The 17,843-nt window shown below is 50.1% G+C and carries 20 protein-coding genes and 2 pseudogenes; 7 read left to right on the top strand and 15 right to left on the bottom strand.

Annotated features, from left to right (window positions below; genetic code table 11):
• Nucleotides 1-24: 24 nt before the first annotated feature.
• From ABLU88_RS00445 to ABLU88_RS00435, 3 genes and pseudogenes are all read right to left on the bottom strand, one after another.
• A pseudogene (locus ABLU88_RS00445) lies at nucleotides 25-1,432 on the bottom strand (tail fiber domain-containing protein).
• A 68-nt stretch (nucleotides 1,433-1,500) separates the two neighbouring features.
• Nucleotides 1,501-2,436 (bottom strand): DUF1983 domain-containing protein, encoded by a 936-nt coding sequence (locus ABLU88_RS00440; RefSeq protein ID WP_348836078.1) that lies wholly within the window; start codon nucleotides 2,434-2,436, stop codon nucleotides 1,501-1,503.
• A pseudogene (locus ABLU88_RS00435) lies at nucleotides 2,403-2,544 on the bottom strand (holin); the annotation flags it as partial. The pseudogene ABLU88_RS00435 and the gene ABLU88_RS00440, both read right to left, overlap by 34 nt.
• 658 nt (nucleotides 2,545-3,202) lie before the next feature.
• Here ABLU88_RS00435 and ABLU88_RS00430 point away from each other — a divergent pair.
• Nucleotides 3,203-3,406 carry a hypothetical protein gene (locus ABLU88_RS00430; protein WP_134897949.1) on the top strand — a complete coding sequence of 68 codons (204 nt, stop codon included), beginning with the start codon at nucleotides 3,203-3,205 and terminating at the stop codon, nucleotides 3,404-3,406.
• 243 nt (nucleotides 3,407-3,649) lie between these two features.
• Here the strand turns inward: ABLU88_RS00430 and ABLU88_RS00425 are convergent, their stop codons facing one another.
• The 6 genes from ABLU88_RS00425 to ABLU88_RS00400 are packed head-to-tail and all read right to left on the bottom strand — an operon-like array spanning nucleotide 3,650 to nucleotide 6,468.
• Entirely contained in the window at nucleotides 3,650-4,252 is a 603-nt protein-coding gene (locus ABLU88_RS00425) for a hypothetical protein (RefSeq protein ID WP_134897948.1), read from the bottom strand.
• A gap of 16 nt (nucleotides 4,253-4,268) precedes the next feature.
• A complete protein-coding gene (locus ABLU88_RS00420; RefSeq protein WP_134897947.1) occupies nucleotides 4,269-5,300 on the bottom strand; it encodes a DUF968 domain-containing protein in 1,032 nt (343 codons plus the stop codon).
• Nucleotides 5,300-5,503, bottom strand: a complete 204-nt coding sequence (locus tag ABLU88_RS00415; protein ID WP_017898980.1) for a hypothetical protein — start codon at nucleotides 5,501-5,503, stop codon at nucleotides 5,300-5,302. The genes ABLU88_RS00420 and ABLU88_RS00415 overlap by 1 nt, the downstream gene beginning before the upstream one ends.
• 56 nt (nucleotides 5,504-5,559) lie before the next feature.
• On the bottom strand, nucleotides 5,560-5,892 hold the full coding sequence (locus tag ABLU88_RS00410) for a DNA-binding protein (protein WP_348836077.1): 333 nt from the start codon (nucleotides 5,890-5,892) through the stop codon (nucleotides 5,560-5,562).
• Nucleotides 5,893-5,932: 40 nt separating this feature from the next.
• Entirely contained in the window at nucleotides 5,933-6,190 is a 258-nt protein-coding gene (locus ABLU88_RS00405) for a hypothetical protein (protein WP_022065893.1), read from the bottom strand.
• Between the two features lie 44 nt (nucleotides 6,191-6,234).
• Nucleotides 6,235-6,468, bottom strand: a complete 234-nt coding sequence (locus ABLU88_RS00400) for a DinI-like family protein (RefSeq protein ID WP_014228891.1) — start codon at nucleotides 6,466-6,468, stop codon at nucleotides 6,235-6,237.
• A gap of 654 nt (nucleotides 6,469-7,122) precedes the next feature.
• Between ABLU88_RS00400 and ABLU88_RS00395 the strand changes: the two genes are divergently transcribed.
• A complete protein-coding gene (locus tag ABLU88_RS00395) occupies nucleotides 7,123-8,484 on the top strand; it encodes a hypothetical protein (RefSeq protein WP_048333319.1) in 1,362 nt (453 codons plus the stop codon).
• A gap of 343 nt (nucleotides 8,485-8,827) precedes the next feature.
• On the opposite strand, the gene ABLU88_RS00390 is transcribed toward ABLU88_RS00395, so the two are convergent.
• The 6 genes from ABLU88_RS00390 to ABLU88_RS00365 all read right to left on the bottom strand — a co-directional run bounded on the left by ABLU88_RS00390 (nucleotide 8,828) and on the right by ABLU88_RS00365 (nucleotide 13,622).
• The gene (locus ABLU88_RS00390; protein ID WP_040975727.1) at nucleotides 8,828-10,591 is read right to left on the bottom strand and encodes an EAL domain-containing protein; all 1,764 of its coding nucleotides are present in this window, start codon (nucleotides 10,589-10,591) and stop codon (nucleotides 8,828-8,830) included.
• Nucleotides 10,592-10,903: 312 nt separating this feature from the next.
• Nucleotides 10,904-11,344, bottom strand: a complete 441-nt coding sequence (locus ABLU88_RS00385) for a PerC family transcriptional regulator (RefSeq protein ID WP_021462584.1) — start codon at nucleotides 11,342-11,344, stop codon at nucleotides 10,904-10,906.
• A gap of 13 nt (nucleotides 11,345-11,357) precedes the next feature.
• Nucleotides 11,358-11,903 (bottom strand): replication protein P, encoded by a 546-nt coding sequence (locus ABLU88_RS00380; RefSeq protein ID WP_223168508.1) that lies wholly within the window; start codon nucleotides 11,901-11,903, stop codon nucleotides 11,358-11,360.
• Nucleotides 11,815-12,798, bottom strand: coding sequence for a DnaT-like ssDNA-binding domain-containing protein (locus ABLU88_RS00375; protein ID WP_021462582.1), 984 nt, complete (start codon nucleotides 12,796-12,798; stop codon nucleotides 11,815-11,817). The genes ABLU88_RS00380 and ABLU88_RS00375 overlap by 89 nt, the downstream gene beginning before the upstream one ends.
• Nucleotides 12,799-12,849: 51 nt before the next feature.
• Entirely contained in the window at nucleotides 12,850-13,404 is a 555-nt protein-coding gene (locus tag ABLU88_RS00370) for a toxin YdaT family protein (protein ID WP_014907826.1), read from the bottom strand.
• Nucleotides 13,405-13,406: 2 nt separating this feature from the next.
• On the bottom strand, nucleotides 13,407-13,622 hold the full coding sequence (locus tag ABLU88_RS00365) for a Cro/CI family transcriptional regulator (RefSeq protein ID WP_012542199.1): 216 nt from the start codon (nucleotides 13,620-13,622) through the stop codon (nucleotides 13,407-13,409).
• Between the two features lie 101 nt (nucleotides 13,623-13,723).
• On the opposite strand from ABLU88_RS00365, the gene ABLU88_RS00360 reads away from it, so the two are divergent.
• The 5 genes from ABLU88_RS00360 to ABLU88_RS00340 all read left to right on the top strand — a co-directional run bounded on the left by ABLU88_RS00360 (nucleotide 13,724) and on the right by ABLU88_RS00340 (nucleotide 17,818).
• Nucleotides 13,724-14,113: a helix-turn-helix domain-containing protein gene (locus ABLU88_RS00360; protein WP_012542200.1), complete on the top strand. Its 390-nt coding sequence runs from the start codon at nucleotides 13,724-13,726 to the stop codon at nucleotides 14,111-14,113.
• 300 nt (nucleotides 14,114-14,413) lie between these two features.
• Nucleotides 14,414-14,536: a hypothetical protein gene (locus tag ABLU88_RS00355; RefSeq protein ID WP_014228882.1), complete on the top strand. Its 123-nt coding sequence runs from the start codon at nucleotides 14,414-14,416 to the stop codon at nucleotides 14,534-14,536.
• Between the two features lie 420 nt (nucleotides 14,537-14,956).
• Nucleotides 14,957-15,151 carry a DUF1482 family protein gene (locus ABLU88_RS00350; protein ID WP_021462581.1) on the top strand — a complete coding sequence of 65 codons (195 nt, stop codon included), beginning with the start codon at nucleotides 14,957-14,959 and terminating at the stop codon, nucleotides 15,149-15,151.
• Nucleotides 15,152-15,193: 42 nt separating this feature from the next.
• On the top strand, nucleotides 15,194-15,538 hold the full coding sequence (locus ABLU88_RS00345; protein WP_021462580.1) for an Rrf2 family transcriptional regulator: 345 nt from the start codon (nucleotides 15,194-15,196) through the stop codon (nucleotides 15,536-15,538).
• 141 nt (nucleotides 15,539-15,679) lie between these two features.
• Nucleotides 15,680-17,818: an exonuclease gene (locus tag ABLU88_RS00340; RefSeq protein ID WP_014907830.1), complete on the top strand. Its 2,139-nt coding sequence runs from the start codon at nucleotides 15,680-15,682 to the stop codon at nucleotides 17,816-17,818.
• Nucleotides 17,819-17,843: the final 25 nt, after the last annotated feature.

The following is a 17,843-nucleotide window of genomic DNA, read 5'->3' as shown; positions in this document are numbered from 1 at the left end:
CCTCCGGGGGATTTTTTATGCTCCTCAACTTTCTAGTGCGTCAACTCGCCTAATCAAATCCTGCACCACTGTTACCAAATCGGCGATGATGGCCGTGTAATCAACATTCATCACCCTGAATTTTTCGCCATCGATCTCCTGCTCGATGCCGAGGAAAGTATACAGATCATCAGCTTTTTCAGCCTGCTGAGCGATAAAACCACGCCTCCGGCGCGTTTCGCCTTTCATATTGAACTCGCATACCCCCAGCGCATTAATGCGCCTGGAGGCCCCTTCCTGAGGTTCTGTAAACCCGTCTTTCAGACGAACGTCAGAACCGGTAGTCATGACGTCACCTTTGCCGGTGGTGATTGTGCCGCCAGGCCGAAATAGCCAGGCATCGGTTCTTCCGAAACCGTCAGAGTACAGCACGATCCGGTGCTCAGTGCCGACCTTCTCCTCCATGTACATTTGCACGTATGCGCCGTCCGGGTCGCCGTAAGCGCCTCTTCCCAACATCTGAGACCGCACAGGTGCGGCGGTGACCTGCTGGCCGACTGCGATATTGCCGGGCATTGTTGAGCCAGCGGTTAAATTGCCATCGGTAACTAACAAGCTGGCATTGCCCTGAATATTTAGTCTGTTTTGCCGGTCCTGGATAATGCGGGCGGTAAAGTCGGCGATGCTGCCGTTGAAATGAAAGTCGATGTATGGCGTGCTCATCGATAGCTCTAACGCCTGGGAATACAGCTTGCCCTTTGCCGTATTATCGAAACCACCACCGACAACCAAATCTCCGGGCAACGTCGTCTGGTTATTGGTGCCAATAACGAGGATGTCATCAAAGGTGTCTGCCGGTGATACAGTGGTCGCTCTTGAACGCTGAACCCTAAACGGTGTTCCCGAGCCAACGGCAATTGTCCCGCCTTGCCCCTGTTTTTTGAGCAGAGCCAGATCTGAGTTCTTACCGAGTATAAAACCGGCATTATCGCTGGTTATAACCTGCGAGCCGTCGAGTTTGTTTCCTCCGGTGAGTTTTGCCAGCGCGTTAAGATCCGAGGCCTTCGCCATCCCGGCTATCGCCGGCACGGTCACCTGCTTTCCTGTGATCGGGTCAGTCAGGGTGATATTGCCGCTGCCGGTCAGGGCCATCGACCAGCCCTCCACTACACTACGCCAGAATGCAAACGCGCTGGCCAGCTGGTTAGCAAACGACGAGGTGCTGGCGGTTTCAGCGGTAATAATGCCGTAACTGGCACCGGAAAATGCGGTGGTGATATTCCGGGTCAGCGTCAGTTGCGTGTCGCTGTCCACGGATTTGATCGCATACAGGTCAGCACTACCGCTGCGGTAGACCACTAGAATCGACCCGGGCAGTATCCCCAGCGCCTCCTGTGACCATTTTGTTGTCGCACCTGTCACCCGTGACGGTACCGACTTCATACATCGCCATAATAAAGTTCCTCCTGGATGGTTTTCCCTGGAAAAAGAAAAGGCCCCTTGCGGGGCCATATATTGTTATCAGGTTGATGAACCGCGAATTACGTTGTTATTGCGCGCGGCGAAGGCGTCGAATCTTGAGAGGATGGTTAATACCATCTGTCCGTTACGGTCCAGGTAACAGCCATATCGCAGAACAGCGTCGCCAGTACCGGCAGGGACGACAAATGACATGTTGTCTACGTTCATTGACTCTTGCGCCGTTAACAGGCGTGTTGCTCCACCTGTTTCATACATAAGCTCAATGCCTAGCTCCATACTGCCGCCACCAGACGTAGCGCCTGTGCCACGAAGAAGCATTGCATACGACAGATAGCCAGGATTCAGTCCGCCGTCAGCCCCTGGCGCGTAGGACATCCCCGCTCTGAGTTTCGCGCCGCCGTCGATAGTGATGCTATCCGTCTGGAGGAGTCCACCGCGAATATTGATCACCTGGTCGAAATTCTGCCGCCGGAACCGGGCCAGCTCAAACCACTGCCATGTAGCCTTCGGCACCTTGCGCGTGCGGTGCTGAGCGATGTTGATCGCAAATGACCCGATGTCGCCCTCGATGTGGTTCGCATATACCGTCCCCTGGAACCAGCCGTCAGTCGCATAAACCGCACCGCGAACGATCACGTTGTTGAACTGCGAAGAGCCATCCTTGGCGATACGCCAGCCGCGTGACCCGTCAACAAAGTCATTCGAGCGGATCTCGTTGCCGATCTTCGCGTTCGTGATGGAACCGTCCGCGATTTTGGTTGAGGTCAGGGAACTGTTTTTGATACGTGCCGTATCGATATACAGCTCATTGCCTTCGGCAACCATCACCGGAACAGCCGTCGCATTATTACGGTTAAACAGCGAGAAGCGGTCAGCGTAGAGGATCATGTCGCTCGTTTCACCATTGCTGCCCAGCGTAATCCCCGCGCCAACATTCTTCCCGTTAGCCCCGCTATTTTGTCGGCCAAAATCCATACCTCTGTTTTGACTGCCCCGGCATATGCCTTAGTGGAAACACCGCAGCCCGTCAGTGCGGTCCCGGTGCCGTATGAAAGTCTGCTATATGGTGCTCATTCTGGTCATAACCTCACCTCCGTTGATTACGGATGGCGCTTTGTGCGTGAAGGGGTCAGGCCCATCGGGCTGATTAGACAACGAGCCGTATCGATGATGATTCCCGTGAGCCTGAAATAAGAAAGGCCACGCAAAGCGCAGCCTTCAAATGATGTTTACCTTTTCTTTCTGAAGCGCACTATTGATGGCGTAAAAATTCCGCCTGAAGGCGGGCAGAAAGTAGGCATTCTAGGTAGTAACGAAACGAAGGCACTCCTAATAGTCCGAGCTACCGATTTACCAGGAAGCATTCACTTTTGCCGTTACGTTCTATAAACATAGAAGGGCAACCGCAAAAGTAAACCTGCCATAAATCTTAAATATGTTTAGTGGCAGTGTGGTGCTGGGTGCCTCCCGGTGAGCATACCCCAGTCGGCATGGCCCGCGCTGCATTTACAGGTTTCTGTAACTGACTGGTCGCCCCTCCGCACAGGGGGATTCACCACCTAAATAATTTATGATGCAAACATTCAAAGTGTCAATATCTGACCATACCACCAGCGCCTCTGCCATAATATAAGCCAGCAACAGCCCACTTAAATTGTATGCATTCTAATACTTAAAGCTATTGCAAAACCCTGACCCCATGTAGCACTCACTGATATCAGGTAAATACGAGGTAAGTAAAATGCTATCTACTGATAACCAAAGAATTTCAGATATTTTTAAACGTTTGGCAGAAATAGCAGCTAAAACCTCCGAATTAACAAGAAATCCCAATCTATCCCCTGCTCAAAAGCAGGCAGCGTGTGACAGTTACTTTCGCGAACATGATCAGATAACAACCGAAGCCCTGAAGATCTTCAAAAAAATTACTAAAAATCCCCTGTGAACGCTGAAGCCTGTGAGATTACGTATGCAACACGACGATATGACAGGGGTATTGATGCAGCGCATCTCGCGAATACCCCTGTCGTATCGCCGGAAAGCAAAAACCCCGCACGGGCGGGGTCTTCGTTATATTCAGATTGTCGCTTTTTGTCGCTGCCGAGTGGCGCAGCTCTGCCAAGCATGAAGGGATTATCTAACTTTCTGGCCCGCTTTCAATACCAAACAGGGAAAATAGCACTTTTTGCTAATCCGCATAAATCGCCTTATGAACGGAAAGGAAAGCTTTTGCTCTGAATATTTCAAGGCACCAGCGCACTCTTTTCCGGGCCTCACTGTCTGTTAACCATGGCGCCACCAGCTGTAATTCCCGTGTTATGTCTGAGATTTTTTTACGGGTGGTGTAATAGTTAACGCCAACGAGATAAACCGGATCACCCGTTTCAAATATCGCCAGTACACATCGTTCAACAAATTCAACATCATCCTCAGTGATCGCAGCGTCAATGGCGACCGTTGCAGGCTTCGGCCACAAAATGGCATGCGCCCTGCTTAATGCCTGCCGCCCGCGATACCCTTCACTTCTTGCCTGCTCGATTGCTGCCGTAAAGCGTTCTAATGCTTTATCTGACCAGTGATCACCCTTCATTCCTCGCCAGCATGAATGTCCTGATGGTTTACGCGGGGCTGCACCTCCTCTCATCCCTTCCCCCCATACAGTAAGTAGAGATTTTATCCAGCCGGACTGAATGCCATTAAGGGGAGTGAATCGGCCCAGCCAGCTTTTGCGCGGGGCGGCGGCCACTGTTTCTAATCCTGCACGGTGCAGACGGCGTTGACGTGGTGTCATTCTGTTCTTCTCCTTACTACGCCAGAACGCCGAGCGAGTATGCCCGGTCCAGCAATTTAATAATCAATACCGGCTGGGTGCCGTATTCACGCTCAAAAGCGGCAGGGTCATGGTGCAAAGCGCGGTGGTGCTTGCGGCATAATGGGATCGTAAAAATATCGTGGGCCTTGGTGCCTACGCCGCCCTGCCCCCAGCCAATAAGATGGTGTGCATCATCTGCAGGCTGCCCGCAGCACATACACGGCTGTTTTTTCACCCATGAGATAAAGTCAGCAGATAACCATCGGATCCGCTTAGGTCTGGCAAATAGCGTCGCCGGTGCAATAGGATCAACGTTCACAGGTACCAGAGGTTTGCCCGGCGTTGTTATTGCCGTTGGCCTTATTGCTTTTTCGAGACGGGGAGAAAGAATGCTGGTGGCCGGTACCGACGGAACAATCTCACTCTCCCTGTAAACCGATTTAATGCCATCGTCTTTAATACGCAGGGATCGGCGCGCCATTTCTTCTGTAATTTCATCGCCAATCCCGGCGCCTACCGCCCACCAGCATAGCTCCGCCAGTGACAATGAGCGTTGAGCGTCCAGACCAAGCGCGATGCGGGCAGTGTCGATTACCCAGTCAGCGTTATTAACACCTACCAGTTGATCGAGGGTTTGTTCCGTTTGGTTTTTAAGCTCATTATCACAGTGCCAGCATGCGATTATTACACCCGTCGAATGGCGAAACGGGACGAGCTCATGGTGATGGTAATCGGAATGTGTCCACTGACAGTTTTTAACCTGCCGGCGCAACCATGACTCTAAAGCACTAACACCACCAGCCGCAGTGATAACAGCTTTCTTCATGAAAAATGGTCTGATCCCCATATCATCCCGCAACGGCTGCCGGGCATCAGGAAGACGTCCACTGGGTATCTTTTTCATGCTTGCCGGCGGTATTTCCACAAGAACTCGGCCGGCACCGAATAACGGCATTAATTCACTACCTGGCTTAAGCAGCACAATTCCAAGATGGCGTGCAATATCCACGTTAAGCAAAGCTCGCATCAGTCCCTCCACATCTTCTGTATGTAGGTCCTGTCAATCCGTGGCGGCTTCTTCGATTCCGGCAACAACACGCGGATCTCCCACGATGCAAAGTCTCTGGATAAGCTCTTCTCAACCACACAGTTATTTTTACGGTATCGCTCCACCAGCTCTGTAGCCTCAGCCTCTGAAAGTTGCTCGTGTAAAAACCAACTTTTCTTCATGGCTGATCACCGAACAGTCGCAAAAACTCAATCGCTCTTTCACGCGCACCGGGTTCTTAAGCGATAATTTCCTGCAGCAGCTGCACGGCGAGCACAGGCTCCTTTCTCCCGACGATGGAAATTCCTCTGGAGACACGGCGAGAGAGTTTTATAAAATTTTTTCTCTCTAACGCACGCAGATGCAACAGGACAGCATTAGACGAGCTAACGCCGAGCATATCGGCCAGCTCAGATAGCGTAGGTGGGTAGCCATGCTGATTGATGTAGGCCACCAGCAGATCGAAAACTTCCTGCTGTCGAAAAGTTAGTTTTGAAGACGAAAGCAAACCGGCGCTCGATGAAGGAGCACCAGTCTGATGGGATTTTGATACTTCGGGGGTTTGCGTCATGGTTTCTCTCCGCGACGCAGCAGGTATAGGTTGTTCAGGCCTATGACGGGATTGTAACAGAACCAGGGGGAACCTGGTAACCAACTCCAGACTTAGCCTTTTCAATCATCTGTGAAAAGAGAGAGAGAGTCCCCACGATCTCATCCGGCTGCAGAGGCATAAACGAAACAGTATCGCCGCGCCGGTACATCAAAGCGCGCTCACATACAGGAAAGGATGTCAGACGGGCAACGATCACACCATCGTCGCATCTGATAATTGCATAGCCGGTGTTCGGCATTTCTTGTTTTTTACTCACAGCAAAATCCTCAAAATAAACCAGGCAAGCCACTGGACCTCAAATTAACAGAACCAGTCATCAGCGCTTTCCCAGGTGTCCTGCAGGATTTCCTCTACACGTGTTTTATCTCCGTCCATTCCACCAAGCACGGTCAACCCATCAGAGATGGCCCGACGAATCACAAGACTGCAGTTATTAAAGTTTTGATCCAATCGCCGCAGTAGCTCCTTCTCCAGAGCAGGCACAGCGCCATCCGGCAATTTTTTTTGGCGATCAATTGTGATTTCCACTTTCATAACTAGCTCCTCATGCAAATACTGTATAAATAAACAGTATACTTGTTAGGTGAAATGTTCAAGCGTTTAATGCCACTTTTCGCTAACCCATGCTCATGTTTAGATTGATCTTTTCTCCACAAAGGACGAAATCCGCTATCACAGGGATACAGTCATTTTTGTGGTGATCAACACCGTTGATAAGAAACGTTGCTACCTCTGGCGTACACTCGAATTTATTAAGATGGTCAGTACACAAGTGGCAACACCCGGTCACATGCTTCTGTAATGTTGGTTTAATTGACGAACGTCTTGAAATGGAATGTGCAGGAGACTTCTGCACTGATGATGCAATGCCATGGGATGAAACCCGCTCACCTGGTAGTCATGCTGGACCTGTCGAGTCGCTTACCTCGCTTTTAAAGTGGCTGAAACTATATTCCTGAGCGTCCGCACTTGGCACAATGCGATCCCCCTAAACTCAGCTCGCTGAACATCAAACTCCTGGCATTCATATACCACTAAAATAGTAATGATAATCATTTACATCAACGTGATATATTGAGTATGCTCATAACAAGACATATTTCTCATAGCAGAAGGTAATACTCAGTACGTGAGGAATAATCTGTGGCTGCATTGAGATGCAGCATCAATACAGTTTATGGAGATAAGATGAGAACAATTTCAGTCCGTTCAGTGCTGTTGGCCTCCACTATTACAATATCAACCGTCGTAACGGCATACGCCGATAGTCAATGGGCAGCAGCCACCACGACCTTTCCAGGTAGTATTCGTGCCGGATCTCGGGAAGTTCCTGTTAAGCCCGGAGATCACACGGTGATCACGATTAAGAACCTGCCAACAGGTGCGACTGTCACCATGCTGAATGGTGCTGAAGTCCTTACGCCGAAGCCATTGGCTGCCGATGAGAAGGGAAATCTCACTATTCCACTAAATGTTCCGGCCGACGCTGCTACAGGCCTTCATCCACTCACTGTTATCACGCAAAATCCCGCGAGCGTTTCGCAGGTTATGTTGAAATTGTCCAAGGTTGTTCCCCCGAAAAACACTGAGGCTTTCAGGCTGCAAACAATTCCCGTCGGTGAGCGGGCTTACCAGTCGGCAGTGTCGGCCGATGGGAAGCTCTTCGTGACTTCTGCACGCGGCCCGAAGGATGGTAGCCGGCTGATGAGACTGAACGCAGGAACGCTGGCTGTCGAAGCGGAGGCGACGCTGCCTAAAGACAAAAAGGGAGAGCAGATTGGAGTATTCGGAGTCGGTGTTGATAATGCCCATAACCATGTATGGACGACGAACACGCTTGCCGAGACGGTGACCGTCTATGACGCAAAGACCCTTTCTGTGGTGAAAGTCTTTCCCGAAGGGTCTGTTGTACATCCACGCGATGTGATTATTGATGAAGCCCACAATCGTGCCTATGTCAGTGCAGCGCTGACCGGATTTATCGAGGTATATGACACAAAATCACTTGAACACATCGGTCAACTTGAGTTCGTAGTGGAACATGGCAAAAACATGTTTAACAATACCGATCTTGCCCTTGACAGTGCAGGAGGGAAACTTTTCGGCGTCAGCCGTGATACGCCATGGGTAGGTTGGATTGATCTCAAAACGGGTAAGAGCACGACGGTGAAAGTGCCTGAGGCGCAGGGGGCAACAGACATCACTCGCGATCCGGCGACTGGCCGTCTTTACGTTGCTTCCCAGGAAACGAACAATGTCGTGGTTCTTGATGCGGACGGTAAGGTTCTCGCAGATACTTATATTGGTGCCGGAGGCGTATCTGTCGTCTGGGATCCAGTGACGTCTCAGGTTTTCGCCGCCACGCGTGCAGGTGGAACCGTTGCTGTTCTGAACAAGGACGGTAAACTGGTCGCTAATATTCCGATGGATGAAACACCAAACCACCTGACTGCCGCGCCTGATGGCGCCGTTTATGTGGTCTCGATGTATGGCGCTGTCGGGGACAAAACTCAAACAGGTTCAGTGACGAAAATCACCCAAAAAAAATAGCGACTTCTTTATTCGCGGGCAGACCGGCCTGACATTATTATTTACCCCCTTCCGCCCGTGGAGCGGGAGGGGGTATCCGGCATACCTGCCCAGTATTCACGTATTCATCTTCGATGCTGATTGATGTCCATTGCGATCCCTAAATGCAACCCGAATCTTTCCGCACGCAAGTCTCTAAGAGGCTGCTTTGAGCGAGAAGCGGAAGCGAGAATATGTCATGATTACCCGGATGCAGGACGAGCATCGGCCTCTGATAATCAATGGAGAGCAGGTCAGGATGACCAGTTCCCTTCTTATTTGTATATTACGGGCAGGCGACCATACGTATTTACTTAATACTCGTTCACTTTAAGGCTTCGTCTCTGCCGTGATACCAGGTTTCAAAAGCATCAGGGGTCATCGGTTTGGCAAAAAAATAGCCCTGAACTTCATCGCAGCCCAGCCTTCTTAAAATATCAACGGTCCTGGCGTCCTCGACTCCTTCGGCCAGAACGATATAGTCGAGCTGCTTGAGGAGTGTGATAACGTTGCGAACAATGATGCGGCTGGCATTGTCGCCAGCAACCTTACTCACAATAGAGCGGTCAAGCTTGATGATGTCCATCGGGATTTGTCGCAGGTAATTAATGTTGCTGTATCCGGAACCAAAATCATCCAGAGATATTTTAAATCCGCGTTGTTTGAGCATGTCCAGGCCGATAAGTGCAGCGGGGCTTTCCAGCATCTTCTCGGTTTCCAGACACTCCACCCCCAGCAGGGCGGGATCCAGACGTGCGTCCAGCATTTTCTGTTCCAGCTCATCGCAGAAATCTGGTCTTGAAAAATCACTGGCAGCCAGATTAATCGACACAGGTAAAGAAACTCCACGGCTTTGCCAGGCACTCAGTTGCACAATCGTGTGATCGATAACCCATGCTGTGAGTTCACGCATCAGGCTGGTCTTTTCGACCAGAGGAATAAACACACCCGGCAACACTTCGCCGTTTTTAGGATGTTGCCATCTAAGCAAAGCTTCGGCTCCCGTCACACGCCCTGTCACCAGTGAGATTTTCGGCTGATAAACCAGATATAAGCCCTGGTTTTCTTGTAGCGCTTGCCTAACTTCAGTAAGAAGGCTGAAATCAGTCTTCTTACGGCTATCCAGTGCGTCATCATAAACTGTAAACCGGCGCCCCTGACTTATCCCTTCATGCAATGCGCTGACTGCACGGCGCAGTATTTCATTCGATGTCAGGGATTTATCGCAAAGCCCGGAGTCACCCATGTGAATATCCAGATCAAGGGGAACTTCAGGGGTAAACCTGGCCTGGATCCCCTGAAGGCTTTGAGAGATATCTTCTAATGTCCGAATTTTTTCCTTATGGGTAAAAAAGGCAAATCGTCCAACTGCCACGGCGTAGAGCGGCCCTTCTAAAGGCAGGCGGATCTGCAGCTCTGCGACCATATTACGAAGTAGATTTTCTACGGCTGTCATACCGAGGGAGCGAGCCATTTCGTAGGCTAATGGCATATCAATACAATCAATAATGACGAGCCTGAATGCGCCTTCAGTTGAAACCTCTATATCCTTCAGCAGTCGCTGCCGGTTTGGTAATAGCGTGACTATATCGAGGTAGCCGACGGAGTGCCACGAGGCCAGAAAATCCGATATAAGTCCTGCAATCTTTTCAAAAAGATCGAGCTGCTCGTCTGAAAGTTCCCTGGGCTGAGTATCGAGGATACACAAGGTACCTATGGGTACTCCATCCTGGGTTTTAAGTGGGCAGCCTGCATAAAAGCGAATGAATGGAGCCTCTTTCACCGCGTGATAGTCACGAAAGGTAGGGTGCTGATGAGTGTCATGACAAATGAATGTCTTACTCTGTTCCTGGGTCTGTACGCAAAATGCCTCGCTCAGGCTGATTTCCGTGACGGCAACATTTTGGGCTGATTTGATGTATTGCTTTTCTTCATCGAGAACAGAAACAAAGCCCATCGGCATGTTCAGCAATTGGCATATTAGATGAGTATATTTTTTTAACGCATCATCCCGGCCCTTGTCAGGATTTTTCAACAAGTCGATTGCCGCAAGTCTTTTACTTTCATCTCTGCTGAGATCGGTCAACATGGCAAGACATCCTCCGGCGCAATAGGCTTCTGGTTATTCCACACTCAAAGGTAGCATGCATCATTCTTCCAATGGCATATGGTAATACATACGCTGTGACCTGCATAAACTTTCACATTAAAATGTTTCCAGTTGATTGTCTCCCGGAAATGTCGCCCCCGGCTGCCCAGTAATCCATTTGCTGGTTGTGTTTGTGTCAGTAATGTCCGCTCCTGGCACTCAGCGGACATCTCAGCTTTGCCTCATCCCGGAATATTTGAACTTAGCTTTAACATCCCGTACCAGATGCTGTTGATTCCATTTTAGGCATAATCAGCACCTCGTCGCATTGCGCAGGCAGCGGTTACGCATTTTGGCAAGCAACCAGAGTTCGTTTGCTGTTGTAGTCATCCCAAGCATCGATGTGTAAACAGTCGCAGCCCGGCGCCACAGCTTTTTGTCTTCCAGCGTCTTCGCCAGGGACAGTGCGTTTTGGACTTTTTTCACATCCTCTTCAGATAATGGTGTTGCAGTCTGCGGCAGGGCAACATCGGGAACCTCAACGCCTGCAACAACCCGGTAGACATACTGGCAACCGTTATGGGTACGATGGAGTTTTCCCGCGGCATGGAGTTGCCGCAGCAAGTTACCTGCTGTACTGGCTTGCAAGTCGAGCGCATCGCAGACATCCTGCAGGACGCATTCTGGCGTCCGGCTAACGATGGCAAGCACCATCTGTGCTTTGGTTACTTTGGTTTTTGATTGTTTGGCCATGGTCAAAACTCGTTTACTTGGTTAAACCTGCCGCCTTGCGGCGTTTGTACTCTTCCATCAGAATCTGTGCTGGCGTCGGTCCCGCTGGATGTCTCGGTGCTGCCAACTGCTGACGAATTGGCGGAATCGAAAACCCGTTAGCCAGGTGTTTGGTCCATTTCGTAAGTAAGTTTTCTGCCAGTTTTTTCAGCTCTCCCTCCGTCAGGTTCCTCTCAACTCCGGTTCTGCGCATCTCAATGCAAATGTGATAGAGAACATCCTGTTTCCATGGGTATTTGTCGCTGCCCGAGTATCGGTAAGACTCATTCCTCCAGCGCTTGTATTCCGCCATTACAGATTCGGATGTCAGATTGAACGGGTTAGCACCGCTGGCAGATACCAGAGCAACGAATTCAGCCAGATCCGGTGGCCATGTGTTACCCGCGGCGCAGCGCTCCATGCACTGACTGCAGACCAGAGTAATCTGGGCTTCACTCATCGATCCAATCTGGGCAATCCACATATCCGAGGGCGCCGCCCCGTTCTTCTGGGTCCACCGGTTCGAAAATATTTCCCCCATGACTGTCCAAAGCCGCCATGCCGTATCCGCCGCCAGCAAGTCCGTTTTGCTTTTCCCAGCGTTCTCTGGCTGCCTGAATTTCCTGAACTGCCCGGGATGCGGTGTTAACTGGTTGAATTCCTGCATGGTCTTTTCCTCCGGTTGCTGGTTGTGGTTTAGATTTGGCTCTGGCACTTATCACGCTGCGGGCGAATTTCTGCTCCCACTGAATCTGAGTGAACACTTTCCCCTCGGATTTCCAGTACGCGGTGAACTCTGCCAGCTCTGTCGGCAGGTATGCCGGTTCGGGAAGCGCTATACCCCAGGTAGCAGCCAGTCGCGGCCAGTCCTGTGACGGCAGCCAAAGGTCGTGCATGGCGAATTTCCCGATCGGAATATCCACTCCAGGCAGATACTGAGGTTGCTGGGGAAAATTTCTCTCCTGCGCATAGAGAGTGGGGTTTGATCCTTTTCCTTTCCCTTCCCTTCCTTTTCCGTCAGTGAGTCCTCCATGAGGATTCACTGAGTCCTCACTGAGCCCTCCTTGATTAGGGACTCTCTTTTCTTCCTTTCCTGCCTTAGACTCAGTGAATTCTGGCGGAAGAGGTATTTTTGAGGCCGAAGGCCTGTTTATTTTTTGATGCTTAAGGAAACCTTTAATCTGCAAATAGCAGACATCATTCACTGAATACTCAGTGAGTAATCCATGAGTAATCAGTTCCTGTATTAGTGGTTCGCAATCGAGCGCGTCCGCAGGGAAGATTTGCATCTTCAACCGTTTTGGCGAACGCTCAAGGCATCCCATATCGTTGGCGAAGTTGAACAACCCGATAAACAGGAGACGCGCTGGAATTGAACATTCCACCACCTTCTCATCTGTCCAGAATTCAGGTTTAACTGTTCTGATGCGGGCCATCTGAAACCTCTTATTAACCAGCTGGTGCTGGTGGTCATTGTCAAAACTCGATTAAAAAAATTGCGGCGCTACGGCGCTGATGCTCGCCAGTAGTGGTCCCGCCGCATCTGCAGGGAGCATGTTAAAAAGTGCAATTGCAGCTTCCCGTATTTCACGCTCTAGTTTCTGCAGAGGTGCGCCAAGTAACTTGGCCTGGTGCGCTTCGCTGCATTCTTTGATTGCATTGGCCACCAGCTCAGTTTCAGTTAAGCCATGTTTTAGGCCATGTTTGCGCGCGATCTCTATCGGCATTGCATCAGCGATCGCCGCCGAAAGCTGGATGACATAACTGGTGTACTTCTCTGAACCGCCCTCGTTTTTCAGGTAGCGATACAGATTTTGTTTATTGACGCTGATACCGCGCCCGTTTTGTTTCTCCCACTGTTCGGCCACCAGCTGCGCGACGTGGTCTTGCGCACGCCCAGGTAATGAGGACTCCCATTCCTGAACGGCGGCCAAAATGGCTCGGCATTTCTTGCCGTCACGCCGACGGGGCAAATACTGATTTTCCGTTTTCAGTTGCATACTCATCACCGGAGTATGATTTTCAAAAGAGGTGGTTTGCATGGTCACTCCTTAGGTATTCCATCCGTCGGATTCGGATATAGATCAGGACGTAATTCATGAGGCGTAACGCCCGTTGCATTAAAAACCTGTAAAACTCGCGATGAAGGCACAATACCTTTTGTTTTCCACTGACTTACTGCCATGCCGCTTACTCCAAGCGTTGATGCTAATTTATTGGCTGAGCCAGCTACTCGAATTGCGTTATCAAGGGCTGTCATATCTATCTCCTCGTTAAGTTAGGCATAATAAAGCATAGGTTTATATTCAATGCAAATTTTTAATTTATTGTGACTATAAACTAAACCTTTACAATGGGCTTATGAAAAACACTGAAGAACTCAACAACCAACTGATTGCTCGTTTGGAAGAAATTACTCAAAGAGGGATCAGCAAGGCGGATATGGCTCGCATTGCTGGAGTTACACCTCAAGCGGTGAATGGGTGGTTTAAGAAAGGAGTAATCAGTAAAAAGTCCGCAATTGCCCTCGCGGAAGCTGCCAATGTGTCTGTAACTTGGTTGCTTGGAGAGAAAGTATCTGAAGATTCAGGCCTCAAGCCAAATGAGAGCAAAATGTTACGTCTGTTTAGGCAGTTACCTGAGGCTGAACAAGAGAGAATGATTGATACGTTTGAAGTCCGCCTAAAAGAAATCGATGATTATGTTGAGAAATATCTCCGTGGTCGATTTAAGGCTAGCGACACTAACTAACATCTCTGATCTCACCCCATGAAACCGGCAAATGCCGGTTTTTTTTTTGCCTGCCGCGCAGCCTCAATCACTCCAACAGCTCCCCTGTCTCGATTAAAGCAAAAGTTTGCATCTGTATAAATCCAATGTTGACATCAAACATAAACCAATGCTTTAATCATTCCATCGCAGCAAGTCATCGAGGCAGGAAGCCCACGAAGTAGCTGCCGGCGGCATACGAAACACCGGATGAGATGACAGCAATATCAATCGCAGCAGGTTCAACGTTCGGCTGCCCGGCCTTAAGGGAAAGAAATGAGTATGGATAAAGCATATGAAGACTATTTTGAAAGCCTCTCTGAAGGTGAGGAGGCGCTGAGTTTCAGCGAGTTTACCGCGGCGCTTTCAGGTAAGCCGGCAGACTGCGCCTCTTCTGAAATGTAATGGAAATCCTGCACGCTTCGTGGTGGTGAATTGCAGGGTGAAAAAGCTCAATCGTGAAGATCAGCGTCACGACACCACCGACGAAGCGCGTCGAAGTAGTGAAAATAAAAAATCAGGGTTTGCAATGCGGTGAATGCGGCTATGCGCACGCGACACAGTTAAAAAAGTAAACATGGCGGTTATTCACACGTTGTGGGGAAAAAGTTGTCGGCGGTAGTTGTTAACTGGCTGCCGTCACCGGGAGGCACCCGGCGCCGCATTGCAAAACCACATCCTAATACTGAGTTAACTGGAGATAACTATGAAGGATTTTGCCCGAGTACCTACCGGGAACCAGGCGACCCGCCTGAACTGGTTCGAGGTGAGACTACGCCAGCTGTGTTACTTGCTGGCGCAGAAAGGAAACCCTGAGGCTGAGGCATGAATACCCTGTTTGCCCTTGTCATCAGCGTTTGTGCTCTCACTGGTGAATGCTCTGATGTTCTGATCGGTGTTTATCCATCAGAGGCCAGTTGCAACAGCAACGCCGATGAACAAAAAGTACAGGGCCAGTGCCTCCCCTACCGAAATGCACAAAACATGGCTGACGACCAACAGCCTGCAGCGAGTTTTTGAATCGAGTTTTGACCAATGGCCGTTACGGCCGGAGAAGTGATTATGGAATTTGGAATGAAACGCGTTCTGGCATCTGTCCAGGCCGCCGCCACTTTGAATAAGCTCTATGACGGCTCGCCCGTTTCACTGACGGCCATCAGTAAAGAGTCAAAGCTGTCTACTTCATACCTTGAGCAGATCTTCAAAAAGCTGCGGGCGGGTAACCTGGTAATTTCACAGCGTGGCCCAGGTGGTGGTTATAGCCCCCGCGGCGATGACATCACCGTTACAGAAGTGATCACTGCGGTATCTAAACTGCCAGCCCATAAAACTTTTGAGCCTATCCTGCGAGCGCTTGACGACGTTCGCGTATCACAGCTGCTGCGGGCCGATTCGCCAGCCCCATAAAGCACAAAACCCGCGCAAGGCGGGTTAAGTACCCGGTCAGCCGACCAAAGCTTTCCGGAATCGAGTTTTGACCAATGACCACCACCAGGGCGGCTGCCATCAGCTGCCGGGTATCTTACAATCCAAAGGAGCCCAAACGCAATGAACAACTACCCGTATCTCATTAAAGCGAAGGCAAAAGCAAACGAAGCGAAAAGTCTCTTCTGCTGGTTCTCTGCTAAATCCGATTCTCGCGCCGAGCGCAAAATCCTGGACATCCTGGAAGACGCTGAAATTAACGTTGGCCGCGGCGCCAGCCATCAGCTGCCGATCCGCACCAACTGGCTCATCGTTGATGACTTACCGGAAGAAGGTGTACTGGATGACACCTGGTGCGATCGCTACGAGCTTGGTGGTGAAGACGGGCTGACATGGCAAAAAATCGTTGCGCCAGCGGCTGCTGAACCACAGCCCTCCAGTAAACCAGAAAACGATATCTCTCCTGCAAATAGCGATGAAGAGGACTATTCGAACAATGAAGAAGCACTCTTCAACCTGGCGGAAATGTCATTCCGCACGCAGCTGCTTGCCCAGTATATGGCCGACGAGCGTCACGTGTATCACATTAGCATTCCTCATCGTAACCGCCTTTCAGCGATGGAAATGGATACGGATAATCACGGTGTGCAGAATCTGCTGCTGACGGCAGAAAATATTCCGGAGCTTAAAAAATATGATATGCCTGGCCTGTGGAAATTTACCAGTGCATTTAAGAGCGTATTTCCTGTGGGGAAACGCCATGAGCTCGGCAAGCAAATTCAGTTCGCCAAATTGTGGCTTGAAACGTCGCACATTGACCGCGGGATCCTTACAAAGGAATGGGCTGCTGGAAACTATATCACCTCAATAAACAAAACCGATGCCGGCGCCAATGCTGGCGGCGGTAACAAAACTGACCGCAATCCGGATTATCAGCATTCGCTGGATACTCTGGATATAGAGATCGCTCTTGCAACGATGCCTATGGATTTTGACATCTATAATTTTCCGGCATCAGTCCACCGCCGCGCGAAGGAAATAGTACAGAAGAAAGAAAGTCCATTTAAAGAATGGTCTGCAGCATTACGGAGCACACCAGGCATCCTTGATTATTCCCGTGCAGCGATTTTTGCACTGATCAGGGAAGCATCCAGTGGAATAACTCCTTTTCCAGATCGGTTGCGTGGCTACATCAACGCGAATCTGACTGGACATAAGCATGATACCCCGAGCGCTGAGACGCTTACCAAGGCGGGACATATTCCATCTGCTGCAGTCACACTGGATGCAACAAACCAAGTAATCGCCGGAGAGGATAGCAGCGCAAAACTGGAAACACTCTCCTCCGACATTAAAGCAGTTGGTGCCGAACTGGTAAAAGAGGCTCAAAAGCAACGTCCGGACGCTAATCAGGTTCTGGCCGCCGAGCGCGGCGAATATGTTGAAGGGGTTAGCGACCCTACGGATCCGAAGTGGGTAACCGAAGACCTTACCAAGACCAGGCAGCCTGAAGTTTCAAAAATTGGGGACGGAGTATTTTCCATTGAAGGTCTTGTTGACGTTACGGGCAAGGTTAACCAAAAAGAAAAAACAGATGAAGTTGTTCATCAAACGGATTCTGTAGATATTGAATCCGGTCATCATAATAAGGAGGAAGATCAGCCAATTGATTATGTTCACGTTATGGTTGATCTGGAAACCATGGGTAAAAAACATAACGCCCCTATCGTCGCTATTGGTGCGGTTGTTTTTGACCCGGCAACCGGCTCTATTGGAGAAAGTTTCTATAAAGTCGTATGCCTTGAATCCTCCGTGAACTGGGGCGCCGTAATCGATCCATCTACTGTTATCTGGTGGCTTAAGCAGTCCTCCGAAGCACGCTCTGCGATCGTAAATGATGATGCTATCCCGTTGCAGGATGCATTACTCCAGTTCAGAGAATTTGTTTCTGATAATGTCGCTGGTGGGAGCAAAAAGGCGCAGGTATGGGGTAACGGTGCGTCATTCGACAACTCTATTCTGCGTTCTTCTTACGATTGCATTGCTGAAGATTATCCGTGGGAATACTGGAACGATCGGGACGTACGAACAATGGTAGAGCTCGGCCAAGCCATTAGCTTCGACCCCAAAACAACGATCCCGTTTGAAGGGTCTCGTCACAATGCCCTCGCTGATGCTATTCATCAGGCCCGCTATGTATCAGCGATCTGGCAGCGAATAATTGCCGGCAATCAGGTGCTGCAAAAATTGATGCAAAACTGATTTTGTATTTTCAGATACTGGCCCA

Source organism: Klebsiella sp. GW_Kp182 (assembly GCF_040062275.1).
Classification (GTDB): domain Bacteria; phylum Pseudomonadota; class Gammaproteobacteria; order Enterobacterales; family Enterobacteriaceae; genus Klebsiella; species Klebsiella michiganensis.
This window is presented reverse-complemented; position numbering and strand designations above follow the sequence as displayed.